Raw genomic sequence first — 21615 nt, 5'->3', positions numbered from 1 at the left:
GAATAAAAGGGACCAAAGTGGTGAATGGTTTCATCTGATGGAATCTCCGCGAAAGGACGAGGGCGCATCCGGTTCCACCGGACCGGATGACCTCTTCGACGCGTCCGCCGACGCGGCGGCGGTGGTGGACGCGGCCGGCGTCGTGGTGGGCTGGACCCGCGGCGCCGAGGAGCTGTGCGGCTATCCGGCGCACGAGGTCGTCGGCCGCTCCGCGGCACGGCTGCTGGCCATGCCCGAGGACCCCGCGCGCGTCGCGGGCATCGCGGCCCGGTGCCGCGCCGGCAACGGCTGGAGCGGGCTGATCACCGTACGCCGCCGGGACGGCCGCCCGTTCGACGTCCGGCTGCGGGTCTCCGCGTCCTTCCGCGTCGGTGACGGCGACTGCTTCCTGGTCTCGGCCCACGAACAGCGGACCCGGTGGAGCAGCCAGTCCGTCCTCGACGCGTTCCTGACCCGCTCACCCCTCGGCATGGCCGTCGTGGACCCCGAGCTGCGCTACGTGTGGCTGAACGACACCCTCGAAGGCATCGGCGGGGTGCCCCGCGAGGAGCGGATCGGGCGCCGGCTGAGCGAACTGCTGCCCGGTCTGGAGGCCGAGACCCTCGAAGGCCTGATGCGCAAGGTCCTCGCGACCGGCGTACCGGTCACCGACTACGAGTACGTCGGCTGGAGCTGGGCCGACCCGCACCGCCGGCACGCCTACTCGTCGTCGTTCTTCCCCCTGGTCGACGCCGACGGCACCGGCACCGGCGTCTGCTACATGGTCCTGGACGTCACCGAGCGCTGGACCGCCCGCCGGCTGCTGTCCCTGGTCAACGAGGCCGGCACCCGTATCGGCACCACCCTCGACGTGATGCGCACGGCCCAGGAGCTCGCCGACTTCGCCGTCCCCCGCTTCGCCGACTTCGTCATGGTGGACCTGCTGGAGCCGGTCCTCAGCACCGAGGGACACGGCGCCTGGCTCAGCGACGCCGGACCCGCGCCCGCCTGGCCGACGATGCGCCGCGCCGGGCTCAGCTCGGTCAGGGCGGGCGCCCCCGAGGCCGTGGCCCGCGTCGGCGAGGAGGCCGACTTCCTCACGCGGCCGCACGGCATGAACCTGCGCATCGACGAACCGCTGCTCATGCCGGTCCTCGACCCCTCCGACGAGATGTGGGCCGTACAGGAGCCGGGGCGCGCGCGGACCATCCGCGAGTTCGGTCTGCACTCCCTGATCGCCGTGCCGATGCGGGCCCGCGACACCACCCTCGGCCTCACCACCTTCATCCGCTCCGACAACCCGGTCTCCTTCGGACCCGACGACGTCCTGCTCGCCGAGGAACTGGTCGCCCGGGCGGCGGTGTGCGTCGACAACGCCCGCCGCTACACCAGGGAGCACGCGGCGGCCGTCACCCTCCAGCGCAGCCTGCTGCCGCCGGCACTCGCGGGCGGCACCGCCGTGGAAGTCGCCTCCTCCTACCTGCCGGCCGACCCCTCGGGCGGTGTCGGCGGTGACTGGTTCGACGTGATCCCGCTCTCCGGGGCCCGGGTCGGCCTGGTGGTCGGGGACGTGGTGGGCCACGGCATCCCCGCGGCGGCCAGCATGGGACGGCTGCGCACCGCGGTGCAGACCCTGGCCGACATGGAGCTGCCGCCCGACGAACTCCTCGCCCACCTCGACGACCTCGTGCTGCGCCTGACCGACGAGGAGGCCACCGCGGGCGAGGCCCCCTCGAACGCCACCTTCACCGGCGCCACCTGTCTGTACGCCGTGTACGACCCCGTCACCCGGTGCTGCCGGCTGGCCCGGGCCGGCCACCCGCCGCCCGTCGTGGTCGACCCCGACGGGCACCACTGGTACCCGGAGATCCCGGCCGGGCCCCCGCTCGGCCTCGGGGGCATGGCTTTCGAGGCCACCGAGATCGAACTCGCCGAGAACAGCCTGCTCGGCCTCTACACCAACGGCCTCATCGAGGGCGGCGATCAGGACGTGGAGCGCGGCATGGCCCGGCTCGGCGAGATCCTCGCGGGCGCCGAGGAGGACCTCGCCACGCTGTGCACCTCCGTGGTGCGGCATCTCGTGCCCGTGCCCCAGCCCGACGACGTCGCCCTGCTGCTGGCCCGCACCCGCGCCCTGGACGCCGACCACGTCGTCTCCTGGGAGGTGCCCGTCGACCCGGCGGCCGTCGCCGATCTGCGCACTCGCGCCACCCGGCAGGTCGAGGAGTGGGGATTGCCGGAACTGGCCGTCACCACCGAACTCCTCGTCAGCGAACTCGTCACCAACGCCATCCGCTACGCCACCCCGCCCATCCGGCTGCGCCTGCTGCGCGACTCCCGTCTGACCTGCGAGGTCACCGACGCCAGCAGCACCGCGCCCCGGCTGCGACACGCCCGCAGCACGGACGAGGGCGGCCGGGGCCTGTTCCTGGTGGCCCAGCTCGCCCTTCGCTGGGGCGCCCGGTACACGGACGAGGGCAAGGTCATCTGGGCCGAGCAGGAGATCCCCGGAGCCCCGGCGGTGCCGTGACGCGGGCCGCCTCGCCGGCCCCGCCGTCCTCAGCCGGCCGCTGGGCGGGTGGCCGTCCGGCACACGGCGAGCGCGGCGGTGTCGTCCTGCGGGCGGTCGCTGGCGTACTCCAGCAGATCCTGGTGGAGCCGTTCCAGCAGGTCGTGCGGTGGCAGCGTGTCCCAGGCGCGCAGCCGCGCCATCAGGGGATAGAACGCGCCGGAGGCGTCCCGCGCCTCCGTCACGCCGTCCGTGTACAGCAGGATCAGGTCGCCGGGCCCGAAGGGATAGGTGTCGACGTGGTACGGCTCCCCGAGCAGCACCCCCAGGTTCAGCGGCGGAGCCGACCGCCCGCTGTCCAGCTCGCGCACCTCGCCGGGACGGACCAGCATCGGGGGCGGGTGACCGCAGTTGACGACGCGGACCACCCCGCCGCCGGGCGGGATCTCGGCGAACACGGCGGTGACGAACCGCTCCTCCGTCTCGCTCCCGCCCAGCTGCCGGGCCCTGCGGGTCATGCTCGTCTCCAGCCGGGCGGCCAGCGCGGCCAGGTCCGGCTCGTCGTGGGCCGCCTCGCGGAACGCCCCGAGCAGAGAGGCGGCGGTCTCCACCGCGAGCAGCCCCTTGCCGCGCACGTCGCCGATGATGAGCCGTACGCCGTGGGCGGTGGGCACCGCCTCGTACAGGTCCCCGCCGATCCGCGCCTCCGCCGCCGCCGAGAGGTACAGGCTCTCCATGACGAGGTCGCCGACCCGGTGCGGAACCGGCCGGAGCAGCACGCGCTGCGCGATGTCGGCCACGAACCGCACGTCGGCGAGCGTGCGCTCCCGGCGGGTGCGGTGGGCGGCGAGCACCGCGCCGAGGGCGCCCACCAGCGCCGTGCACACGTAGGCGGCCACGTAGTGCCGGTCCCACAGGTAGCCGACGGAGCGGCCCGCGCAGCACGGGGTGCCGGCCAGCACCCCGAGGAAGAGGATCGCGAAGACCGTCGTACCGCCCACGACCAGCGGCCCGTGGGCGAACGCGGCCACCAGGGGCAGCGCGATCAGCACGAAGCTGACCGGCCAGTCCACGGGGGTGACGGGTTCGAGCGCGAGCAGGCCCGCGACGAACAGGACCGGCAGCCAGCGCATCCACGCCGGTGGCGCGGTCAGCCGGGCGCGGGACGCCGTGACGCCCTCCGGCGTCCTGCCGGTACGGCCGTGCCTCACCCGGCCCTCCCCTGACGGTTGGGCTTACGCGGCCTTCGCACCTCGGACTCCTGTCACCCGACCCGGCAAGATCTCCAGCCTGCTGGGCCCGGCCACGGCGCACCGGTCATTGCTCCACTCAGCGGCATGTTCGCCCACTCGACAGGACCGCCCGGCAGGAGCGTAGGATATTCATCAGGTGACGAATTAGTGTTCGGGTACCGGCACCCCAGGGCCCCACGAGAAGGGCGGGAACGACATGGAACGTACGACGTGCTGTGTGGTGGGCGGCGGCCCCGCGGGCATGGTGCTCGCCCTGCTGCTGGCCCGGTCCGGTGTCGAGGTGACCGTGCTGGAGAAGCACGGCGACTTCCTGCGCGACTTCCGCGGCGACACCGTCCACCCCTCCACCCTCGCCCTGCTGGACGACCTCGGCCTCGGCGAGCGCTTCGCCCGGCTGCCGCAGCGCCGGGTGAGCACCGTCCAGCTGCCGGCCGGCGCCGACCGCTCCATGGTCACGGTCGCCGACCTGGGCGCCCTGCCCGGCCCCTACAACTACGTGGCGATGGTGCCCCAGTGGGACCTGCTGGACCTCCTCGCCGCCGAGGCCCGCCGCGAACCCGCCTTCGACCTGCGCATGAACACCGAGGCGACGGACTTCCTCGTCGAGTCCGGCCGCGTCACCGGCGTGCGCTACCGCACCGCCGACGGCCGCACCGGCGAACTGCGCGCCCTGCTCACCGTCGCCTGCGACGGCCGCGGCTCCCTCGCCCGCACCCGCCCCGAACTCGGCCCGCACGGCTACACCTGCCCCATGGACGCCTGGTGGTTCCGGCTGCCCCGGCACGAGAGCGACCCGCGCGGCCTCGTCGGCGGCGCGGCGAACGGCCTGCTGACCGCGATGATCGACCGCGGCGACTACTGGCAGTGCGCCGTGATGATCCCCAAGGGCACCGACGCCGAGCGCCGCGCCGCCGGACTCGACCGCTTCCGCGCCGACTTCACCGCCGCCTTCCCGTGGACCGCCGACCGCGTCGCCGCGCTGCGCTCCTTGGACGAGGTCAAACTGCTGAACGTCCGCCTGGACCGGCTGCGCCGCTGGCACCGGCCGGGCCTGCTGTGCATCGGCGACGCGGCCCACGCCATGTCCCCGGTCTTCGGCATCGGCATCAACCTCGCCGTGCAGGACGCCGTGGCCGCCGCCCGGTACCTGGTGGGACCGCTGCGCCGGGGCTCGGTGCGGCTGGGCGACGTACGCGGGGTGCAGCGCCGCCGCCTGCCCACCACCGTCCTCGCCCAGACGCTCCAGCGGACCGCCCACGCCCGCTTCATCGGCCCCGTCCTGCGCGGGCGCCCGCCCTTCGGCAGCGCCGAGCGGGCCGGGCACGTCGCCCGCCGGGTCGCCGGCTCCCGCCGGCTGCGCCGGGTCCCGGCGTACTTCATCGCCTACGGCGCCCTGCGCGAGCGCCCGCCGGCGGCGGCCGTCCGCTGACGGCGCCCTGCCCCCGTACACCCCGCCCGCTACAGCTTGGCGCCGAAGTCCTGGGTCCACCAGGGGCCGCCCGAACCCCGGTGGACGCCCACGCCGAGGTTCTTGAACGAGCAGTTGAGGATGTTGGCGCGGTGGCCGGGGCTGTTCATCCAGGAGTCCATCACCGACTCCGGGGTCTGCTGGCCCTTGGCGATGTTCTCCCCGTACGTCGACCAGCGGTACCCGGCGGCGGTGATGCGCTGTCCGGGGTCGGCGCCGTCGGGGTTGGTGTGCTCGAAGAAGTTCCGGGCGGCCATGTCGTCGGAGTGCGCCTGCGCGGCCTTGTCCAGCTCGGAATCCTCCGTCACGGGGCCGCAACCGGCCGTCGCCCGTTCCTTGTTCACCAGCGCGATCACCTGGGCCACGGTGCCGGCCGGGGCCGGCTGGGGCGGCGGCGCGGCGGAGGCGGTGCGCGTCGGGCGGGGCGCGGGGGCCGAGGCGGTCTTCTTCGCGGGCCGCGGGGTCTTCGCCGAGGGGCTCGGCTTCTTCTTCTCCTTCTTCTTCGGCGACGCGCTGGGACTCGGGGAGGTGGCCGAGGCCGACGGCGAGGCCTCGGCCGGGCGGGAGGAGGAGAGGTCGGCGAGGGTGTCGTCGGCGGGCCGTACGGCGGTGGCGCCGCCGTCGCCGTCGCCCGAGCCGGTCCCGAAGTACCAGAGTGCGCCGCCCGCCACGCAGGCCGCCAGGACGGCACCGCCGACGGCCCGGCGGCGCAGCCGGCGCCGCCGCCGCGCCTCGCCGCGCGAGCCGCCACGGCCACCGGAAGCGCGGTGCCCGCCGCCCGGACCCCCGTGCGCGGAGACCGACATGACCGGCATGGCCGAGGTGTCCGCGACGGGCGCCGCCGCCCCCGCCATGGCCGAACTGCCCGCACCCGCACCGAACTTGGCGAGCAGCGCGGCCGACACCGGCACCAGCGCCAGCCCCGCGAGCAGCCCCTCGGCGGGCATCAGACCGCCCCACAGCCCGGAGCAGCGTATGCAGTCCCGGGCATGACGGGCTATGCGCTTGCGCCACAGCGCCGAGGGCCGGCCGTCCCAGGAGACCAGCATCCCGCGCAACTCCTCGCAGGGCGGCTGCGCCTCCAGCGCCCGCACCACCACCCGCGCCGCCTCCAGCTGCGCCTTCATGCGCTGCACCCGCACCGCCGTGTGCTGCGGCGACAGTTCCAGGGCCGCCGCGACCTCGGCCCGGGTCAGCTCGCCGGCGCACTCCAGCCACCACAGCGACAGCAGCGCGCGGTCGTCCGGCTCCAGCCAGCGGGTGGCACGCGCCGTCTCCTGGCGCTGGCCGGACAACTGGAGCCGCACCATCGTCAGGTCCACGAAGTCCGCGCCCGGGTCCGCGAGATCCTGCGCCTCCTCCACCGCGCCCGGTGCCGACTGCCGGGCCTGCCAGTGCGCCCGCACCTGGTTCATCGCGATCGCCACGAGCCAGGGACGGAAGTTGTCGGGGGCGCGCAGGTCGCCGAGCGCGTGCAGGGCGCGCAGCATCGTCTCCTGCACGACGTCGTCCACGTCCACGGAACCGTTCAGGGCCCGGCCCACGATGTTGTAGACCAGCGGAAGGTACGCGCTGACCAGGGCGTCCTGGGCGCCCGGATCGCCCGCCTGGGCAGCGGTGACCAGTGCCGCCGTGTCCGCCGTGTGCTGTGAACTCATCTGTCGCTTCCCTGTCCTCGATGCCGAACGGTGCTGCCCGACACATGGGAGACCGTCCGACGAGCCCCGGATAACAGTTCTTCGGGAACTCGTTCGAAGAGAGGTTCGTCGGACAGCCCGGCGAACGCAATGGGAGAGATCACAGGCAGGTGGGTGAGTGTCCTGACGGACCCTCACCCACGGGAGGTTCTACGGCCGCGCGTTCAGAGCGCGTCGGCCAGCAGCGGCAGATAGCCGTCGGCCTGCCCGGAGGCCGTCGGATGGTACGACTCCGTGAGGTTCATCCAGTTCACGCTGCGCAGCCAGGGGCTGACCGAGCAGATCTCGTGCCCGGTGAAGGCGCGGCGCGGGTCGGCGAACGTGAACCCGTGGGCGGCCGCCTGCCGGGCGATCACCCGGTCGAGATGGTCCACGGCGTCGTTCAGCGCCGCCCGCTCCGCGTCGTGCAGACCGCCCTGGCAGGTGCCGTGCGGCTGGTAGAAGTGCGGGTAGCCGAGCACGACGACCCTCGCGGCGGGCGCCCGGCCCCGGATGGCCGTGTAGAGGCGGTCGAGGTTGCCGGGCAGCGTGCCGTCGATGTACGTGTGCGCGCGGGCGACGGCGGACAGGCAGGCGCCGCTGCCCGGCAGCACGCAGATCGCCATCACGGCGGCGTACCCGGAGTCGCTGCCCCCGACGCTGAGGGTGACCAGGTCGGTGCCGGGGCCGAGCGTGCCGAGCTGGCCTTCCAGGACGTCGTCGGTCTGGGCGCCGTTGCAGGCGGCGAAGCTGAACGAGGAGGCGTGCGCGGCGGCCCACAGGACGGGGTAGGCCCGGTTGCTGCGGAAGCAGCTCCGGTCGGCGCCGACGTAGTTGCCGGCGCCGACCCCCGCCGAGTAGGAGTCGCCGAGGGCCACGTAGTCCAGTGCGGCTCCGGCCGACGCGGCGGGCGCCTTCACCGGGCCGGCGAACGCACAGGCGCAGGCGAGCAGGAACGCGGACACGCAGGACGCTGTTCGGGACCGTCTCATGTCTCTGCTATAGCTCGGACGGGTGGCGTCCACCGTCCGTCACGGGGTGTCGCCTTGACGAACCGGTGAGTAACCGCCATCGGTCGAGCGCCCTGCCGCGGAACGGCTCGCGACCGGGTCCCGGGCCTGCTGCGGCGTACCGCTTCGCGGGCCGGATTCACCCGGTGGGCCGTCGCTCGGACGGCGGTGTCCGGGCGGGAATGGCGCGGACCGCCGCCACGTTGGTACCGGTGGCATGCTCCGGTCAGTACGGGGTGTGCCGGAAGGAGAGGCTCATGGCACGCAGCACCCTGCGTCCCGTCGTCAGGCTGAAGTCGACCGCGGGGACCGGTGTCACCTACGTGACCCGCAAGAACCGTCTCAGCGACCCGGACCGGCTCGTCCTGCGCAAGTACGACCCGGTGGCCGGCACGCACGTCGACTTCCGCGAGGAACGCTGACGCAGGCCGACCGAGGCCGGTGCCGGCTGACGCCATAGGCGCGACCGGCGGCGACCGGCGGTGACCGCCCGGGCCCCGGCACTCCGGGACCCGGGCGGCGGCCTGTTCGCGCCGCCCCACCACGCGCGCCGCCCCACCACGCGCGCCGCCCCACCACGCGCGCCGCCCCACCACGCGCGCCGCCCCGCCGCGCGGGACTCCGGCCGGTGCGCCGCCCGTCACCCGCCGGCCGGGGTGATACGGCGGCCCGTCAGGCGGGCGGGCCGGATCGCCACCCACATCTCGCGGTCGCCGCCCGCCCACGGCGTGGTGTGCGCGTGCCGGGTCAGCCCGCGCACCTCCTCGGGGTCGGTGACGACGCTCGCGGGGCCCACGGCCAGCACGCTCCAGCCCTGGCTCAGCACCTCGTCCACGTGGTCGACCTCGAAGGCGACCTCCGAACCCACGGCGGACGCGGCAACGGAACCGGGCGCCGTCCGGAACAGGATCGCGTCACCGGCCACCTCGTAGTTGACCGGGACGACCGCCGGCCGGCCGTCCGGCTCCGACACCGCGACGCGCCCCACACCGTGCGTGGACAGCAGCGAACGGCACTCCCGCGGCGTGAGGTCCCGCAGCTCCGGGTGCAGCAGGGCGTGGCCCTGTCCGGGCGGGAGGTCCGCGCCGCCGCGCAGCGCGCCGACCGTGGTGCCCAGCGCGTCGGCCAGCCGGATCAGCGTGGCGAGCGTCGGATCTGCGGGCCGCTCCTCCAGGTAGGCCAGGTAGTCCGGCGACATCCGGGCCCGGCCGGCCGTCTCCGCACGGCTCAGCCCCCGCCGGCGGCGCTCCACCGCCACCCGCCGGCCGATGTCGCCGGGGCCGGACACGGCCGACGGCTCCTCGTGGCGGTGCTCTCCGGCGCGGCTGGGCCGCTCAGATGCGAGGTGCCGGACGTGCGCGTCGGGTCCGGGGAAGACGAGGGTCACCTCGTCCGTGTCCGACCAGCGCACGTCGTAGGGAGGTGTGCCGTCCTCGTGGCGCAGTCCGACGATCTCGCCGTCGCGCCGGGCCGAGCCGGTCGCCGGGCTCTCGATGACGAGCTGGTCGCCGAGGTGCGCGTGCATGATCGCCGCCCTCTCCTCGCGGTGCCGTTCCCTCCAAGCTGCCACGCGCGCCCCGCCGCCGCACGGGCGGGCGGCCGGCGGGCCGGCGTACCGGACGTCAGCGCCGGGGCACGACCGCGACGGGGCACGGCGCGTGATGCAGCAACGCGTGGTTGACCAGCCCGAGTTGCAGCCCCGGACACGTCACCCGCGGCCGGGCCCCGACCACCAGCAGGTCCGCCTCCGCCGCCGCCTCCAGCAGCGCCCGGCGGGCCGGCTCCTCCACCAGCCGCCGCTCGACCCGCGCCTCCCGGTACCGCTCGCCCAGACCGCGCAGGGAGTCGTCCAGCACCTGCGACGGCGGACGCAGATGGGCCTCCAGGGGCCACGACGGCGCCTGTGCTGTCGTACAGGCGCCGAGCGGGGCGCTCCAGGCGTGCACGGCGACCAGCCGGCAGCGGCGCGCCTGCGCCTCGCCGAGCGCGAACCGCAGCGCCGTCGCACTGCTCCCGTCGTCCTCGACACCCACGACGACCGTCCCGGACCGGGCGTCCCGGTGCTCCTGCCCGCCCCGCACCACGACGACCGGGCACCCGGCGCGCGCCGCGACGGCGAGCGAGACCGAGCCCAGCAGCAGTCCGGGCAGCTCGCCGAGCCCACGGGGGCCGAGGACCAGCGCGAAGGCCGCACGGCCCCGCTCCACCAGGGCGGACGCCGCGTCCGTGCGCACCACCTCACTGGACAGCGGCACCGCCGGAGCCCGCTTCGTGGCCCGCGCCGCGGCCGCACCGATCACCTCAGACGCCTCGCGGTCACCGCAGGCCGCGTGCAGGACGTGCAGCGCCAGGCCGTGGCGCAGCGCCTCGTCGGCCGCCCAGTCGACCGCCGCCAGGCTCGACCCGGACCCGTCGACGCCGACCACCAGGGGATTCGTCACCGCCCCTGTCTCCTCTCGTGCCGGACACCGAACCGCGACCGCGGACGGGACTCCAGCTTCGTACGGGACGCGGGGCGCCGCCAGGCACGGCCGTGTTGCCCGCCGGAACCGCCGGGGCGACCGTGGAGGGGGAGAGCGAGCGAGGGAGTGAGTACCGTGCGAGCGCTCGTCTACCACGGCCCGGCACACACCTCCTGGGACACGGTTCCCGACCCGGCGGTCCAGGAGCCGACCGACGCCGTCGTACGGGTCGACGCCACCACCGTCTGCGGCAGCGACCTGGACATCCGGCGGGGCGACTGCCCCGAGGTGAAGCCGGGCACCGTCCTCGGCCACGAGGCGGTCGGCGAGGTGCTGGAGACCGGCCGCGCGGTCCGCCACCTGCGCCCCGGCGACCAGGTGATCGTGTCCTCCGTGACGGCCTGCGGGCACTGCGGCGAGTGCCGGGACCTGCGCTACGGCCAGTGCCTCGGCGGTGGCGGCCGGATCCTGGGCAGCCTGGCCGACGGCACCCACGCCGAACTGGTGCGGGTGCCGTTCGCCGACCACTCCACCACCCGCCGCCCCTGCGACCTGCCGCTGCCCGACGCCGTGCTGCTCGCCGAACTGCTGCCGACCGCCTACGAGGTGGGTGTGCGCAACGGGCACGTCTCGCCGGGGGACACCGTCGTCGTGGTGGGCGCCGGCCCCGTCGGGCTCGCCTCGGTGGTCGTCGCACGGCTGTACTCGCCGCGCCGGATCGTCGTCGTGGACTTGGCCGACGCCCGGCTCGCCGACGCCGAGCGCCTGGGCGCCGACGTGGCCGAGTCCCCGGGCCGCATGATCGCCGACCTGTCCGAGGGACCCGGCGCCGACGTCGTCGTCGAGGCATCCGGCGACCCCGAGGGCTTCGTGCTGTGCACCCGCGCCGTGCGCGGCGGAGGACACATCGCCGCCATCGGCACGCACGGCACCCCGGTGCCGCTGCACCTGGAGACGCTGTGGCGCAAGAACGTCACGATCAGCACCGGCCAGGTGGACACGTCCTCCACCCCCTGGCTGCTGGAGCTGATGCGGTTCGGCCGGCTGTCCGGAGCCGGGCTGGTCACCCACACCTTCGGCCTGGACCGGATGCAGGAGGCCTACGAGGTGTTCGCGGACGGTCCGGTCAACGGCGCCCTGAAGGTCGTACTGCACCGCGAATGACATACGTGGGAGGCAGACGGGGCATGAGCGATCCGGTCGTGGTCGGCGTGGACGGCTCGGCGTCCGCCCTGGACGCGGTGGAGACCGCGGCGCACGAGGCGGAGCTGCGCGGGACGGGCCTGCGGCTGGTGCACGCCTTCGGGTGGCCGCCGGCGCACCCGCCGCACGCCGGGCCGCCGTGGTATCCGGGCTCGGCGGGGATGCGGGAGCTGGTCGACGGCACCCTCGCCGCGGCCGAGGAGCGGGCCCGCGCGGCGGCACCGGGTACGGCCCTCACCCGCGAGGTCACCGTCGGGGCGCCGCTGACCGTACTGGAGATCGAGTCCCGCGCCGCCGCGCTGCTCGTGGTCGGCAGCCGGGGTCTCGGCGGCTTCGGCAGCCTGCTGCTCGGTTCCACCGCCGTGCACCTGGCCGCGTACGGCCGCTGCCCCGTCCTGGTGGCGCGCGGCCGGCCGAATCCGGACGGCCCGGTCCTGCTCGCCGTCGACGGCTCACCGGCCGGCGCGGCGGCCGTGGAGTTCGCCTTCGCCGCCGCCGAACTGCACCGGGCCCCGCTCGTGGCGCTGCACGTCTGGAACACCTGGAGCGAACCCGCCCACGACGGCCCCGACAGCCCGCTGGACGTGGTGGTGAACCTCGACCGGCTGCGCGAGGAGGAGCGGCGGACGCTGGACGAGACGGTGCTCCCGTTCCAGGCGCTCCGGCCCGGTGTGGCGGTGGAACGGCGCCTGGTGCGCTCCCGGATCCGCCCGGCCCTCATCGACGCGAGCCGCGAGGCCCGGCTGACGGTGACCGGCGCCCGCGGCCGGGGCGGCTTCACCGGCCTGCTGCTCGGCTCGGTCAGCCAGGCCCTGCTGCACCACGCCCACGGCCCCGTCGCCGTCGTCCGCGGCGACGGCCGCGCCTGACCCCCGGCGGGGCCGAAGGTCCCCACCGCCCCGGGCCGAAGAGCACTCCCCGCCGCCGCGCCCGCGGTGCGACCGTGAAGTGCGGGCCACGGCACCGCGCTTACAGGAAAGCAGGAAAGGCGGTGGGGAAGATGACACTCCCCGTGGTGGTGGGCGTCGACGGTTCCGAGCCGAGTCTGCGCGCCGTGGACTGGGCCTGCGACGAGGCCGCCCTGCGCGGCACCTCGGTCCGCCTGGTGTACGCCTCCCTCTGGGAACGCTACGAGGGCACCTCGCTCGCACCCGGGCTCGGCGACCCGGACGAGGAGGTGACGGCCGAAAACGTGACGGCCGAGGACGTCGTCCGGGCCGCCGAACGGCGTGCCCACGACCGGCAGCCGGACGTGAAGGTCACCACCGACGTGCTGCCCGAGGAACCCGAGTACGCGCTGGTCCGGGAGAGCCGCAGCGCCCTCGCCGTGGTCCTGGGCTGCCGTGGCCGCGGCGGCATGACCGAGGCGCTGCTCGGCTCCGTCGGCGTCAGCGTCGCCGGTCACGCCCACTGCCCGGTCGTCGTGCTGCGCGGCGGTCACGACAACCGGGTCCGCCCGGGAACCCGGGGCCCCGTCGTCCTCGGCGTCGGCGACCGGCCCGCCGGCTCGCCGGCCGTGCGGTTCGCGACCGGGGAGGCCCTGCTGCGCGGGGTCCCGCTGGAAGCCGTACGCGCCTGGCGGCGCCCCGCCCGCACACCGGCCCAGGAGCGGGAACGGCAGGCGGCCGAGGTGCTGCACCGGGCGCTGTACGACGCCCCGGCGGCCCTGCGGGTCGAACGGCGGCTGCCCGAGGCCGCCGCTCGCGACGCCCTGCTCGCCGCGTCCCGGGACGCCGGCCTGCTGGTGGTCGGCGCCCGCCGCCGACCGGGCCACTACGGCCTCCAGCTCGGCCGCGTCGCCCACGGCGTGCTGCACCGGGCCGCCTGTCCCGTGGCCGTCGTACCGGAAGCGTGACGGGTGGCGCCGAGCGGGGTCGCGCAAGCTGGAGGGGTGAGACCGGCGCGCTTGAGACGCTGCCCTGAACGCGGCCCGAAGAGACCTGACGAGGACGAGAAGGGACGTGACGGCCATGACCGAACAGACCACACCCCGGCCGGCCCCGGAGGCCGTACTCGGCGACCTGGGCCGCCGGCTGGCCGCCCGGCGCGCCCGGCTCGGCCTCACCCGGCGGGAGACGGCCCTGCGCGCCGGCATGGCGCCCAGCTACCTGCGCTACCTGGAAGAACACCCCGGAGCCGCGCCCCGGCCCGCCGTACTGGTCACGCTGGCCCAGGTGCTGCGCACCACGGTGACCGAGCTGAGCGGCGGCACCGTCGATCTGCCGCCCGGCCCGGCCCGAGCCGGGAGCGCCCCACGGCTCACCGAACTCGGACCCGCCGAGTGCCAGGCCCTGCTGGGCACGCACGGCGTGGGCCGGCTCGGCGTCACGACCGACGACGGTCCGGTGATCGTGCCCGTCAACTACACGATCGTGAACGGTGCCATCGTCTTCCGCACGGCGCGCGGAGCGACCCCGGCCCTGGCCGCCGGCGCCCGGGTGGCCTTCGAGGTCGACCGCGTGGACGACGCGTTCGGCCAGGGCTGGAGCGTTCTGGTCCGCGGCCCGGCCCACCACGTGACCGACCCCGCCGAGCGGGCCGGCTACGCGGACCGGGCCCACAGCGGGGCCTGGGCCGGCGGCCCGCGCGAGGAGTGGGTACGCATCCAGCCCCGGGTGGTGACGGGGCGCCGGGTCTCGCTCTGAGGCTCACTGCTGCCTCGGCGGCGGCCCCGCCCCGGCCGAGGCGGAGCCTGTCCGCGGCAGCGGGCCGGCCGCCGCTCCGAGACGTCCCGGGCCTGCCCCGGCTCAGTCCGGATCAGCCCCGCTCGGCACGGCTCGGTCGCCGGCGCCGGTCGCCCCGTCCGTCTCGGTGAGCCGGCAGTCCTGGCCCCGCACGTCCTCGACGCCGCGCCCCATGAGGACGGCCGGCGGGAGCGGGGCGGAGTCCGCGACCGCGCCGGTCAGCGTCACCACGCCGACCACCCGGGCCGTCACCCTCCGGCACCGGCAGGGCGCCGATCGGCCCCCCACCGGTCACGCCGCGCCCCCGCTGCCATAGGGCGCGTAGAGGTCGAGCAGCCGGACCCGGGAGGAGTGCAGCCGTTGGGCGACCACCCGGCCGACCCAGACGGCGATGGCCCGGCCGAACTCCGGATCCGCCTCGCAGCGCTCGCACACCGCGCCGGCGTCGAACTCGTACGCCCGCACCGGGCTCATCGCCTCGGCGCCCAACTGCCAGATGTGCGGCGGGAAGTGCCAGGACCAGCCGATCAGTTCACCGTGTCCGAGCGTCTCGATCACGGCGGGACGGCGGCCCGGCACCCGCAGGTCGAGGGCGACGGTGCCGGTGCGCACGATCCAGAAGCGGTCGGCACGCCGGCCCTCCTCGAACAGGCGTGTCCCGACCGGGAAGGAGACCTCACGCGCGAGGTCCATCAGCCGTTCACGGTGTACGGCGGGCAGCGCCGCGTTCATGGTGGTGGCGGAGGTCATCGCACCGGCTCCCTTCGTGGTCCCTGGACCCAGCGTGCGCCCGCCGCCGGTGCCGCACCACGGGCCGGCCGGACCCACGAGGGGACCTTCGGCCCCTGACGGCCGGCGGCCCGGCGCGCACCCCCGGGCCGTACCCCGTACGGCCGCCCCCGAGTGCGCCGGAGCCGGGCAGCGGCAAGGGTGGCGCTGTGCTTCAGGTGATCGTGTACCCGCCCGCGTCGGACGGCGGCCGTCGCGTCCGGGTCGGCGACTCCTTCGCCGGCATGGCCTACACGGTGCTCGACGTGGTCGAGTTCCTGCGGGCGGCCGGTCTGGAGGACATCGAACCCGACGACGTGTCCGCTGCCGAGTGGATCGAGTGGCGCGACGGTGGTCCGCACGCCTGGGGCGAGGGGAGTTGACCGACCGGTCGGTCACGGCATGTCATCTCACCATACGAGCGGGTAACCATGGCAGAGTCGTGCAATCGATAACGATCTTGGCGTAAACCTTGTGCAATCCCGGGCCGCCCCTAGCCTCCCGGCATGGGATTTCTTTCGAGTCGCCGCAAAAGGTCACGCCTCGCCCCGGAACTGGACGACCAGGACCTGGGCAAGCTTCTGAAGTCGCTGCTGGCGACGACGAAGTCCGGGATCATCGCGACGACGGACCTGTGCCTGGCGCAGATCTCCCGGCTCCTCGGCCAGCAGCCGGGCGACTGGGACCGCCGTGCGCACCGGATGGGCGTCCTCGCGGACTACCTGGCCGAAACCCAACTGGCGAAGTCCTGGGCCGTCCGGGAGCCGCGCAGCGCCGACGCGCTGACCCTGCACGCCTGGACCCAGGTCGCCCGCGCCCGCCGCCACAACTCCCCCGAGGACGCGGCCGAGGCGGTCGACCTGTGCCTGCGGGCCGCCGCGCTCGCCCCCGACGACCCCACGCCCTGGGTGGTGCTGCTGGAGGCGGGCCGCGTACAACGCCTCCAGCGCTCCCAGGTGTTCGGCGCCTGGAACGAGGTGCTCGCCCGCGACCGCTGGAACCGCGAGGCCTACCTCGGCATGCTGGGCTACCTCGGCCCGCAGGAGGCCGGATCGCGCGTCCAGGTCCTCGACTTCGTGGACTCCCTCGGCCACCGCATGCCCGCGAACGTCCCCTGCGCCGCCGTGGAACTCACCGCCCAGGTCCTCCAGTACCACTCCCTCGTCGAGCGGGGCGGGGTCGAGGCCCTGGTGGCACGCAACCACTGGTCGCACACGGCGGCCACCCAGGCCCTCGACCGGGTGGCCCACACCTGGGCACAGCCCGGCTTCCTGCGGCACGCGAAGGCGCTCGCCGACCTCAACCTCCTCGCCTACGCCCTGGTGGCCGCCGACCGGCGCCGGCAGGCCGCGGCCGTCTTCGACCTCCTCGGCGGTGTGGTCACCCCGTGGCCGTGGGCGACCGAGGGGGACGCGCTGGCCGGGTTCGAGCAGGCGCAGCGCCGGGCGCTGGCGGCCCTGTGACTCACGCCGAGGCGGTGGCCGGCAGGTCCAGGGTGAGTTCGTAGCCGCCGTCCGCCGTCGGACCGCAGGTGAGGGTGCCGCCGAGGAGTTCGGCGCGCTGGCGCAGGCCGACGAGTCCGTGGTGGGCGCCCGGCAGGGGCAGGGCCGGCCGGGTGGGCGCGGTGTTGGCGATGGTGGCCAGCACACGGCCGTCCGCGCGCCGGACGTGCACGGTGGCTCGCGCGCCCGGCGCGTGCTTGCGGACGTTGGTCAACGCCTCCTGGACCGTGCGGTAGACGGCGCGCTGGACGGCGGCGGGCAGGTCGTCCGGCAGGTCCGTCTTCAGCTCGGCGTCGATCGCGCTGCCGTCCACCAGCCGCTGGAGATCGGCGAGGGACGGCTGCGGGGTGAGTTCCGTGGGCCGGCTGCCGGAGGCGCGCAGCACGCTCACCATGTGCCGCAGCTCGTCCAGCGTCTGCACGCTGAGCCGCCGGATCGTGGCCGCCGCCCGCCGGGCCTCGGCGTCCGGGCTGCCCACCTGGAGCGCCCCGGCCTGCACCGCGATCAGACTGACCTGGTGCGAGACCACGTCGTGCATCTCCCGGGCCAGCTGGGCGCGTTCCTTCGCCAGGACGCTCTGGGCCGTCAGCAGCCGCTGGTGCTCACGCGCCTCGGAGATCTCCGCGAGCCGCCGGGACAGGTCCCTGCGGGCCTGCACGAGCTGGCCCAGGAAGACGGGGGCGACCGCGGTCGCCAAGGTGTAGGTCAGGTGCAGCAGCGAGTCCGCGCGCGTGAAGTCGGAGGCCCGCACGTGCGACCACGGCCACGGCAGGAAGTCGATGATCGCGTACGCCAGCGCGCAGAACGCCAGCAGCACGCGGTGCCGGCTGAACGACGCGAGCGTGTACAGCGCCGCCGTGGTCGCGAACGTCGCGTCGGTGATCATCGCCGAGGGCAGCGTCAGCAGGAAGGTCAGCAGCGGCCGGTGCCGGCGCATCACGAGGACCGCGGCCCCGCCCACCGCGCAGACCGAGGCCGTGTGGAAGCCGATGTCGACCCGCACCAGCGCGTCCGCCAGCGAGACGAGCAGCAGGACGGCGTCCAGCAGCGGGGGCGCCGGCCACCGCGCGCTCACCGCTCGTCCCCGGCCCGGGACGCGTCCAGCAGCCCGGCGCGCTCGGCGATCAGGGCCGCCTGCACCCGGCTGCTCACCCGCAGCTTGCCCAGCAGGGCGCTGACATGGCCCTTGACCGTCCCGGTGCTCAGATGCAGGCGCTCGCCGATGTCGGTGTTGGCCAGCCCCTCGGCCATCAGCACCAGGACCGCCCGCTCCCGCTCGGTCAGCCGGGCGGTCAGCCGGACGGCGGGCTCGCGGCCGTCCTGGTCGAGGTAGCCGTCCACGACCGCGCGGGTCACCTTGGACGACAGCACCGTCCCGCCCTCGGCCAGGGCGCGCACCAGATACGGCAGCTGCTCGGGATCGGTGTCCTTGAGCAGGTACCCGGCGGCACCCGAACGCAGCGCCGTCGCCACGTACTCGTCCGTGTCGAACGTGGTGAGCATCGCCACCACCGGCGGGTCCGGCAGCCGGCGCAGGTCGGCCAGGACCCGCAGCCCGTCCACGTCGGGCATCCGGATGTCCAGCAGCACGACGCCGGGGCGCGCCTCCCGGGCCCTCGGCACGGCCTGGGCGCCCGGGACCGCCCCGACCACCTCGATGTCGTCCGCCGCGTTCAGGATGTGCGTGAAGCCCGTACGGACGAGCGCCTCGTCGTCGACCACCAGTACCCGGATCACCTGCGCTCCGCTCCTCGCCGGCCAGCCGCGTGATGTCTACCCGCCGGGGCCCGCTCCGGCGGCGGGCGCCTCTCGATTCCCGCCGATTGGCGGCGCGTCCCGGCCGGTCGGCCGGCCAGGTCCGGCCGACCGGCCGGGGGGTTCCGGACAGGTGCCGGGTGAGCGGACACGGCCGGGCGGCAACACCTCACGGCATGAGGACGTGTGCGGCGACACCTGGCGGCATGAGGACGGGCGCGGCGACATCTGACGGCATGCGGGAGAAGGCGGCACGGGCCGGCCCGGCGGCGCCTCCGCGAGCGGCCCCGCCCACCGCCTCCGGCACCCGCCCCGGCCGGCTCGTCGGCGTCGACCTGGCCCGCGGTCTGGCCGTCCTCGGCATGTTCTCCGCCCACGTCGGCCCCGACGTGAGCGTGGGCGGCCCCACCGGGTTCCTGCTGGAGACGGCACGGGGCCGTTCCTCCGCGCTGTTCGCGCTGCTCGCCGGCTTCTCGCTGATCCTCATCACCGGCCGGCCGTACCCCCACACCGGCCGCGCCGGCCGCCAGACCCGGGGCAGGGTGCTGATCCGCGCCGCCGTCCTGCTGGTGCTCGGCTACGCCCTGACCGCCCTGGACACCGACGTGGACGTGATCCTCGGCTGCTACGCCCTGCTCTTCGTCGCCGTGCTGCCGCTGTACCGACTGCGAGCCCGCGCACTCGCCCTGGTCGCCGTCGCCGGAGCGTTCGTCATGCCCGGGGCCCTGTACGCCGTCCAGTCGTCGATCCGGGACGGCGGCTGGGCGGACCAGGTCACCGCCTGGGACCCACTGGCCCGGCTGAGCGGCACCGACGGCCTGGTGGAGCTGCTGTTCACCGGGGACTACCCGGCGCTGACCTGGCTGCCGTTCCTGGTGGCCGGCATGGCCGTGGCCCGCCTCGACCTCACCCGGGCCGGCGCCCGGGCCCGCCTCGCACTCACCGGCGCCGCGCTCGCCGTGCTCGGCTACGGCGGCTCCTGGCTCGCCCTGCGCCTGGTGCCCGGCGCCCGGTCCGCCGTCACCGCCGCCACGCACGGCGGCCCCGCCTCGGCCGCCTGGTGGTCCGACACCGTCGGCAGTCCCGGGAGCCACCCGCCGGCCGCCTGGCTGCTGGTCGCCGCGCCGCACAGCCAGACCACCTTCTCCATCGCCGGCAACACGGGCGTCGCCCTGGCCGTGCTGGCCGGCTGCCTGGCCGTCGCCGCCCGGATGCCGCGCACCACCCGCCTGGGCCGCCCCGTCGCGGCGGTCGGCGCGACCGCCCTGACCGCCTACGTCCTGCACATCGTCGCCCTCTGGCTCCTCACCGACGTCTGGTACGTGCCGGTGGCCGACGACGACACCATGAGCGCCCTGCCGGTCCTGCTCGGGTTCATCGGGGCCGCCCTGCTCGGCGCGACCGTCTGGACCCACCGCTTCCGGCGCGGCCCCCTGGAACACCTGCTGCACCTCGCCACCCGGCCGGCCCGGCACCTCGGGCAGCCGCCCGCCCGCGCTCCGGACCCGAACCGCCCCCGGCCGCCCGGCGGTAGGACATAGTTGAGGTCCGGCGTGGCCGACCGAAGGGGGCGCGGGGTGACGGGGGATCCGCTCGACGGATGGATCGTGCTGCTCGGCATCGACGGCACCGATGACACCGACGGCACCGATGGCATCGAGGACATTGATGGCATCGAGGACACCGAGGACGTGACCCGACGGCCCGACGCCGTCCGGACGACGCTCCGCCGAGCGCTGCACGCCGTGACGGAGTCCGCGCTGCGGCGGGACCGGCTCGGCCTGGACGCGGCGAGGATGGCGGACCGCGGCGACGCGCTGCTGCTCCTCGTCCCCGGCACCGTCGGGACCGACAGGCTGCTGCGCGGGTTCGTCGGCGGCCTCCACGACGCGCTGCGCGACGACGCGCACCGGATGCGGCTGCGCGTGGGCATCGGCCGTGCACCCGTGGTCTCCCACGAGGACCGCCTGGCGGTGGCGGGCGCGGACATCGACGACCTGGCCCGGCTGGTGGACTCCGGCCCGGTCCGGCAGACGCTCGCCCAGAGCCGGGACCGGCTGGTGCTGGTCCTCTCCGACCGCGTCCACAGCGCGGTCTCGGGGCAGGGTGCTCCGGGCGCCGGCCAGGGGGTGTACCGGCCCGTCGAGGCCGCCGCCGGGCCCGGCCGTACGGTACGCGGGCTGATCGCCGTACCCGGTGACGCGGCACCGCCCGGGTCGCCGCAGCGGGAGACCGGGCACCGCGGCAGGGTCCTCGCGAACGACGAGCCGCACCCGGGTGGCTTCCCGCCCGGTCGGGCCGCCGTCGGCCACACCCCGCCCGGCCCGCCGCTCGACCCGGACGACGACTGGCCGCGACAGACGCCGGAGCCGTAGACCGTGGGAGACATCGCCAAGGGCGTGCTCGGCGGCGGCTGGAGCCTGCTCGTCGGCTGGATCCTGCCCACCGCCCTGAACCTCGCGGTCTTCACCCTCGCCGTCGCGCCCGGCATCAGGCCGCCCGCCGTACTCGACCGCTTCCGGCCGGGGTCGGGCGGGTCCCACGCGCTCGTGCTGCTGGTCGCCGCCATCCTGCTCGGGCTCGTCGTCAACGCCCTCCAGACGCCGCTCTACCGCTTCCTGGAGGGCTACGCGCTCTGGCCGTCCGCCGCCTACGCGTACGGCTGCCGCCGCCAACTGGCCCGCAGGCGGCGGACGGCCGACCGCCTCGCCGACCCCGCGCTCACCTCGCCCATCCGCCGCGCCCTGCTCGCGGAGAAGCTCAGCCGCTACCCGGTGAGCGACACCCAGGTCACCCCGACCCGGCTCGGCAACGCCATCCGCCGCTTCGAGGAGTACGGGTACGACCGCTACCGCCTCGACACCCAGGTCCTCTGGAACGAGCTGACCAGCGTGGCGCCGGAACCGGCGGGCCGGCAGGTCGGCACCGCCCGGGCGAACGTCGACTTCTTCGTGGCCCTGCTCTACGGGCACGTGGCCGTCGCCCTGGGCGCCTTCGCCGCCCTGCCCGTGGCCCGCGCCGACCGGACGGTGCTCGTCCTCACGGGCGCCGGACTGCTCGCCCTGGTCCCGCTCTGGTACCGGGCCGCGGTCGCCGCCACCGACGAATGGGCGGCGGCCGTACGGACGTTGGTCAACATCGGCCGCAAGCCGCTCGCCGACGCCCTCGGCCTGGTCCTCCCCAAGAGCCTCGCGGACGAGCGCGCGATGTGGCTCCTGGTCACGCGCATGTCCAACCGCCCCTACGCCCCGGCCGCCGACGCGGCCTTCGCGCCGTACCGGGCCGATCCACCCCAGCCCACGGGCCGGTGAGGTCTGAAATGTTTCGTGGGACCGGGGCCGCGGGG

21 protein-coding genes are annotated in these 21615 nt (G+C 75.3%); 12 read left to right on the top strand and 9 right to left on the bottom strand.

Going from position 1 to position 21615, the window contains the following annotated elements; translation table 11 throughout:
• Window positions 1-37: 37 nt before the first annotated feature.
• The gene (locus NX794_RS18165) at window positions 38-2509 is read left to right on the top strand and encodes a SpoIIE family protein phosphatase (RefSeq protein ID WP_258779602.1); all 2472 of its coding nucleotides are present in this window, start codon (window positions 38-40) and stop codon (window positions 2507-2509) included.
• A 29-nt stretch (window positions 2510-2538) separates the two neighbouring features.
• Here the strand turns inward: NX794_RS18165 and NX794_RS18160 are convergent, their stop codons facing one another.
• Entirely contained in the window at window positions 2539-3621 is a 1083-nt protein-coding gene (locus NX794_RS18160; protein ID WP_428985924.1) for a PP2C family protein-serine/threonine phosphatase, read from the bottom strand.
• 316 nt (window positions 3622-3937) lie between these two features.
• Here NX794_RS18160 and NX794_RS18155 point away from each other — a divergent pair, with 316 nt between their 5' ends.
• Window positions 3938-5170: an FAD-dependent oxidoreductase gene (locus NX794_RS18155; protein ID WP_258779600.1), complete on the top strand. Its 1233-nt coding sequence runs from the start codon at window positions 3938-3940 to the stop codon at window positions 5168-5170.
• Between the two features lie 29 nt (window positions 5171-5199).
• Here the strand turns inward: NX794_RS18155 and NX794_RS18150 are convergent, their stop codons facing one another.
• Window positions 5200-6867 (bottom strand): sigma-70 family RNA polymerase sigma factor, encoded by a 1668-nt coding sequence (locus tag NX794_RS18150; protein ID WP_258779599.1) that lies wholly within the window; start codon window positions 6865-6867, stop codon window positions 5200-5202.
• A gap of 203 nt (window positions 6868-7070) precedes the next feature.
• Window positions 7071-7877: an SGNH/GDSL hydrolase family protein gene (locus tag NX794_RS18145; protein ID WP_258779598.1), complete on the bottom strand. Its 807-nt coding sequence runs from the start codon at window positions 7875-7877 to the stop codon at window positions 7071-7073.
• 275 nt (window positions 7878-8152) lie between these two features.
• Between NX794_RS18145 and rpmG the strand changes: the two genes are divergently transcribed.
• Window positions 8153-8317 carry a 50S ribosomal protein L33 gene (gene rpmG, locus NX794_RS18140; RefSeq protein ID WP_258779597.1) on the top strand — a complete coding sequence of 55 codons (165 nt, stop codon included), beginning with the start codon at window positions 8153-8155 and terminating at the stop codon, window positions 8315-8317.
• Between the two features lie 218 nt (window positions 8318-8535).
• Here the strand turns inward: rpmG and NX794_RS18135 are convergent, their stop codons facing one another.
• Window positions 8536-9420, bottom strand: a complete 885-nt coding sequence (locus tag NX794_RS18135; RefSeq protein WP_258779632.1) for a pyridoxamine 5'-phosphate oxidase family protein — start codon at window positions 9418-9420, stop codon at window positions 8536-8538.
• Window positions 9421-9517: 97 nt separating this feature from the next.
• Window positions 9518-10336, bottom strand: a complete 819-nt coding sequence (locus NX794_RS18130) for a universal stress protein (RefSeq protein ID WP_258779596.1) — start codon at window positions 10334-10336, stop codon at window positions 9518-9520.
• A 156-nt stretch (window positions 10337-10492) separates the two neighbouring features.
• On the opposite strand from NX794_RS18130, the gene NX794_RS18125 reads away from it, so the two are divergent.
• From NX794_RS18125 to NX794_RS18110, 4 genes are all read left to right on the top strand, one after another.
• A complete protein-coding gene (locus NX794_RS18125) occupies window positions 10493-11521 on the top strand; it encodes an alcohol dehydrogenase catalytic domain-containing protein (protein WP_258779595.1) in 1029 nt (342 codons plus the stop codon).
• 23 nt (window positions 11522-11544) lie between these two features.
• On the top strand, window positions 11545-12429 hold the full coding sequence (locus NX794_RS18120) for a universal stress protein (RefSeq protein ID WP_258779594.1): 885 nt from the start codon (window positions 11545-11547) through the stop codon (window positions 12427-12429).
• A gap of 131 nt (window positions 12430-12560) precedes the next feature.
• Window positions 12561-13415, top strand: a complete 855-nt coding sequence (locus tag NX794_RS18115) for a universal stress protein (protein WP_258779593.1) — start codon at window positions 12561-12563, stop codon at window positions 13413-13415.
• Window positions 13416-13530: 115 nt separating this feature from the next.
• Window positions 13531-14205, top strand: coding sequence for a pyridoxamine 5'-phosphate oxidase family protein (locus NX794_RS18110; protein ID WP_258779592.1), 675 nt, complete (start codon window positions 13531-13533; stop codon window positions 14203-14205).
• A gap of 102 nt (window positions 14206-14307) precedes the next feature.
• On the opposite strand, the gene NX794_RS18105 is transcribed toward NX794_RS18110, so the two are convergent.
• Window positions 14308-14496: a hypothetical protein gene (locus tag NX794_RS18105; protein WP_258779591.1), complete on the bottom strand. Its 189-nt coding sequence runs from the start codon at window positions 14494-14496 to the stop codon at window positions 14308-14310.
• Window positions 14497-14535: 39 nt separating this feature from the next.
• Window positions 14536-14994: a Crp/Fnr family transcriptional regulator gene (locus tag NX794_RS18100; RefSeq protein WP_258779590.1), complete on the bottom strand. Its 459-nt coding sequence runs from the start codon at window positions 14992-14994 to the stop codon at window positions 14536-14538.
• 188 nt (window positions 14995-15182) lie between these two features.
• Between NX794_RS18100 and NX794_RS18095 the strand changes: the two genes are divergently transcribed.
• Window positions 15183-15395, top strand: coding sequence for a hypothetical protein (locus NX794_RS18095; protein WP_258779589.1), 213 nt, complete (start codon window positions 15183-15185; stop codon window positions 15393-15395).
• Window positions 15396-15518: 123 nt separating this feature from the next.
• Window positions 15519-16475, top strand: a complete 957-nt coding sequence (locus tag NX794_RS18090; RefSeq protein ID WP_258779588.1) for a hypothetical protein — start codon at window positions 15519-15521, stop codon at window positions 16473-16475.
• A gap of 1 nt (window position 16476) precedes the next feature.
• Here NX794_RS18090 and NX794_RS18085 read toward each other — a convergent pair whose 3' ends face one another.
• Entirely contained in the window at window positions 16477-17589 is a 1113-nt protein-coding gene (locus NX794_RS18085; RefSeq protein WP_258779587.1) for a sensor histidine kinase, read from the bottom strand.
• Window positions 17586-18251, bottom strand: a complete 666-nt coding sequence (locus tag NX794_RS18080; RefSeq protein WP_258779586.1) for a response regulator — start codon at window positions 18249-18251, stop codon at window positions 17586-17588. Before NX794_RS18080 ends, NX794_RS18085 begins: the two co-directional genes overlap by 4 nt.
• 254 nt (window positions 18252-18505) lie before the next feature.
• Between NX794_RS18080 and NX794_RS18075 the strand changes: the two genes are divergently transcribed.
• Genes NX794_RS18075 through NX794_RS18065 form a run of 3 tightly spaced genes read left to right on the top strand, consistent with a single transcriptional unit; the run spans window position 18506 to window position 21580 of the window.
• A complete protein-coding gene (locus NX794_RS18075) occupies window positions 18506-19810 on the top strand; it encodes a DUF418 domain-containing protein (protein ID WP_258779585.1) in 1305 nt (434 codons plus the stop codon).
• Window positions 19811-19846: 36 nt separating this feature from the next.
• Entirely contained in the window at window positions 19847-20644 is a 798-nt protein-coding gene (locus tag NX794_RS18070; protein ID WP_258779584.1) for a hypothetical protein, read from the top strand.
• Between the two features lie 3 nt (window positions 20645-20647).
• On the top strand, window positions 20648-21580 hold the full coding sequence (locus NX794_RS18065) for a hypothetical protein (RefSeq protein WP_258779583.1): 933 nt from the start codon (window positions 20648-20650) through the stop codon (window positions 21578-21580).
• Window positions 21581-21615: the final 35 nt, after the last annotated feature.

The organism is Streptomyces pyxinicus, assembly GCF_024753135.1.
GTDB classification, from domain to species: Bacteria; Actinomycetota; Actinomycetes; order Streptomycetales; family Streptomycetaceae; genus Streptomyces; species Streptomyces pyxinicus.
This window is presented reverse-complemented; position numbering and strand designations above follow the sequence as displayed.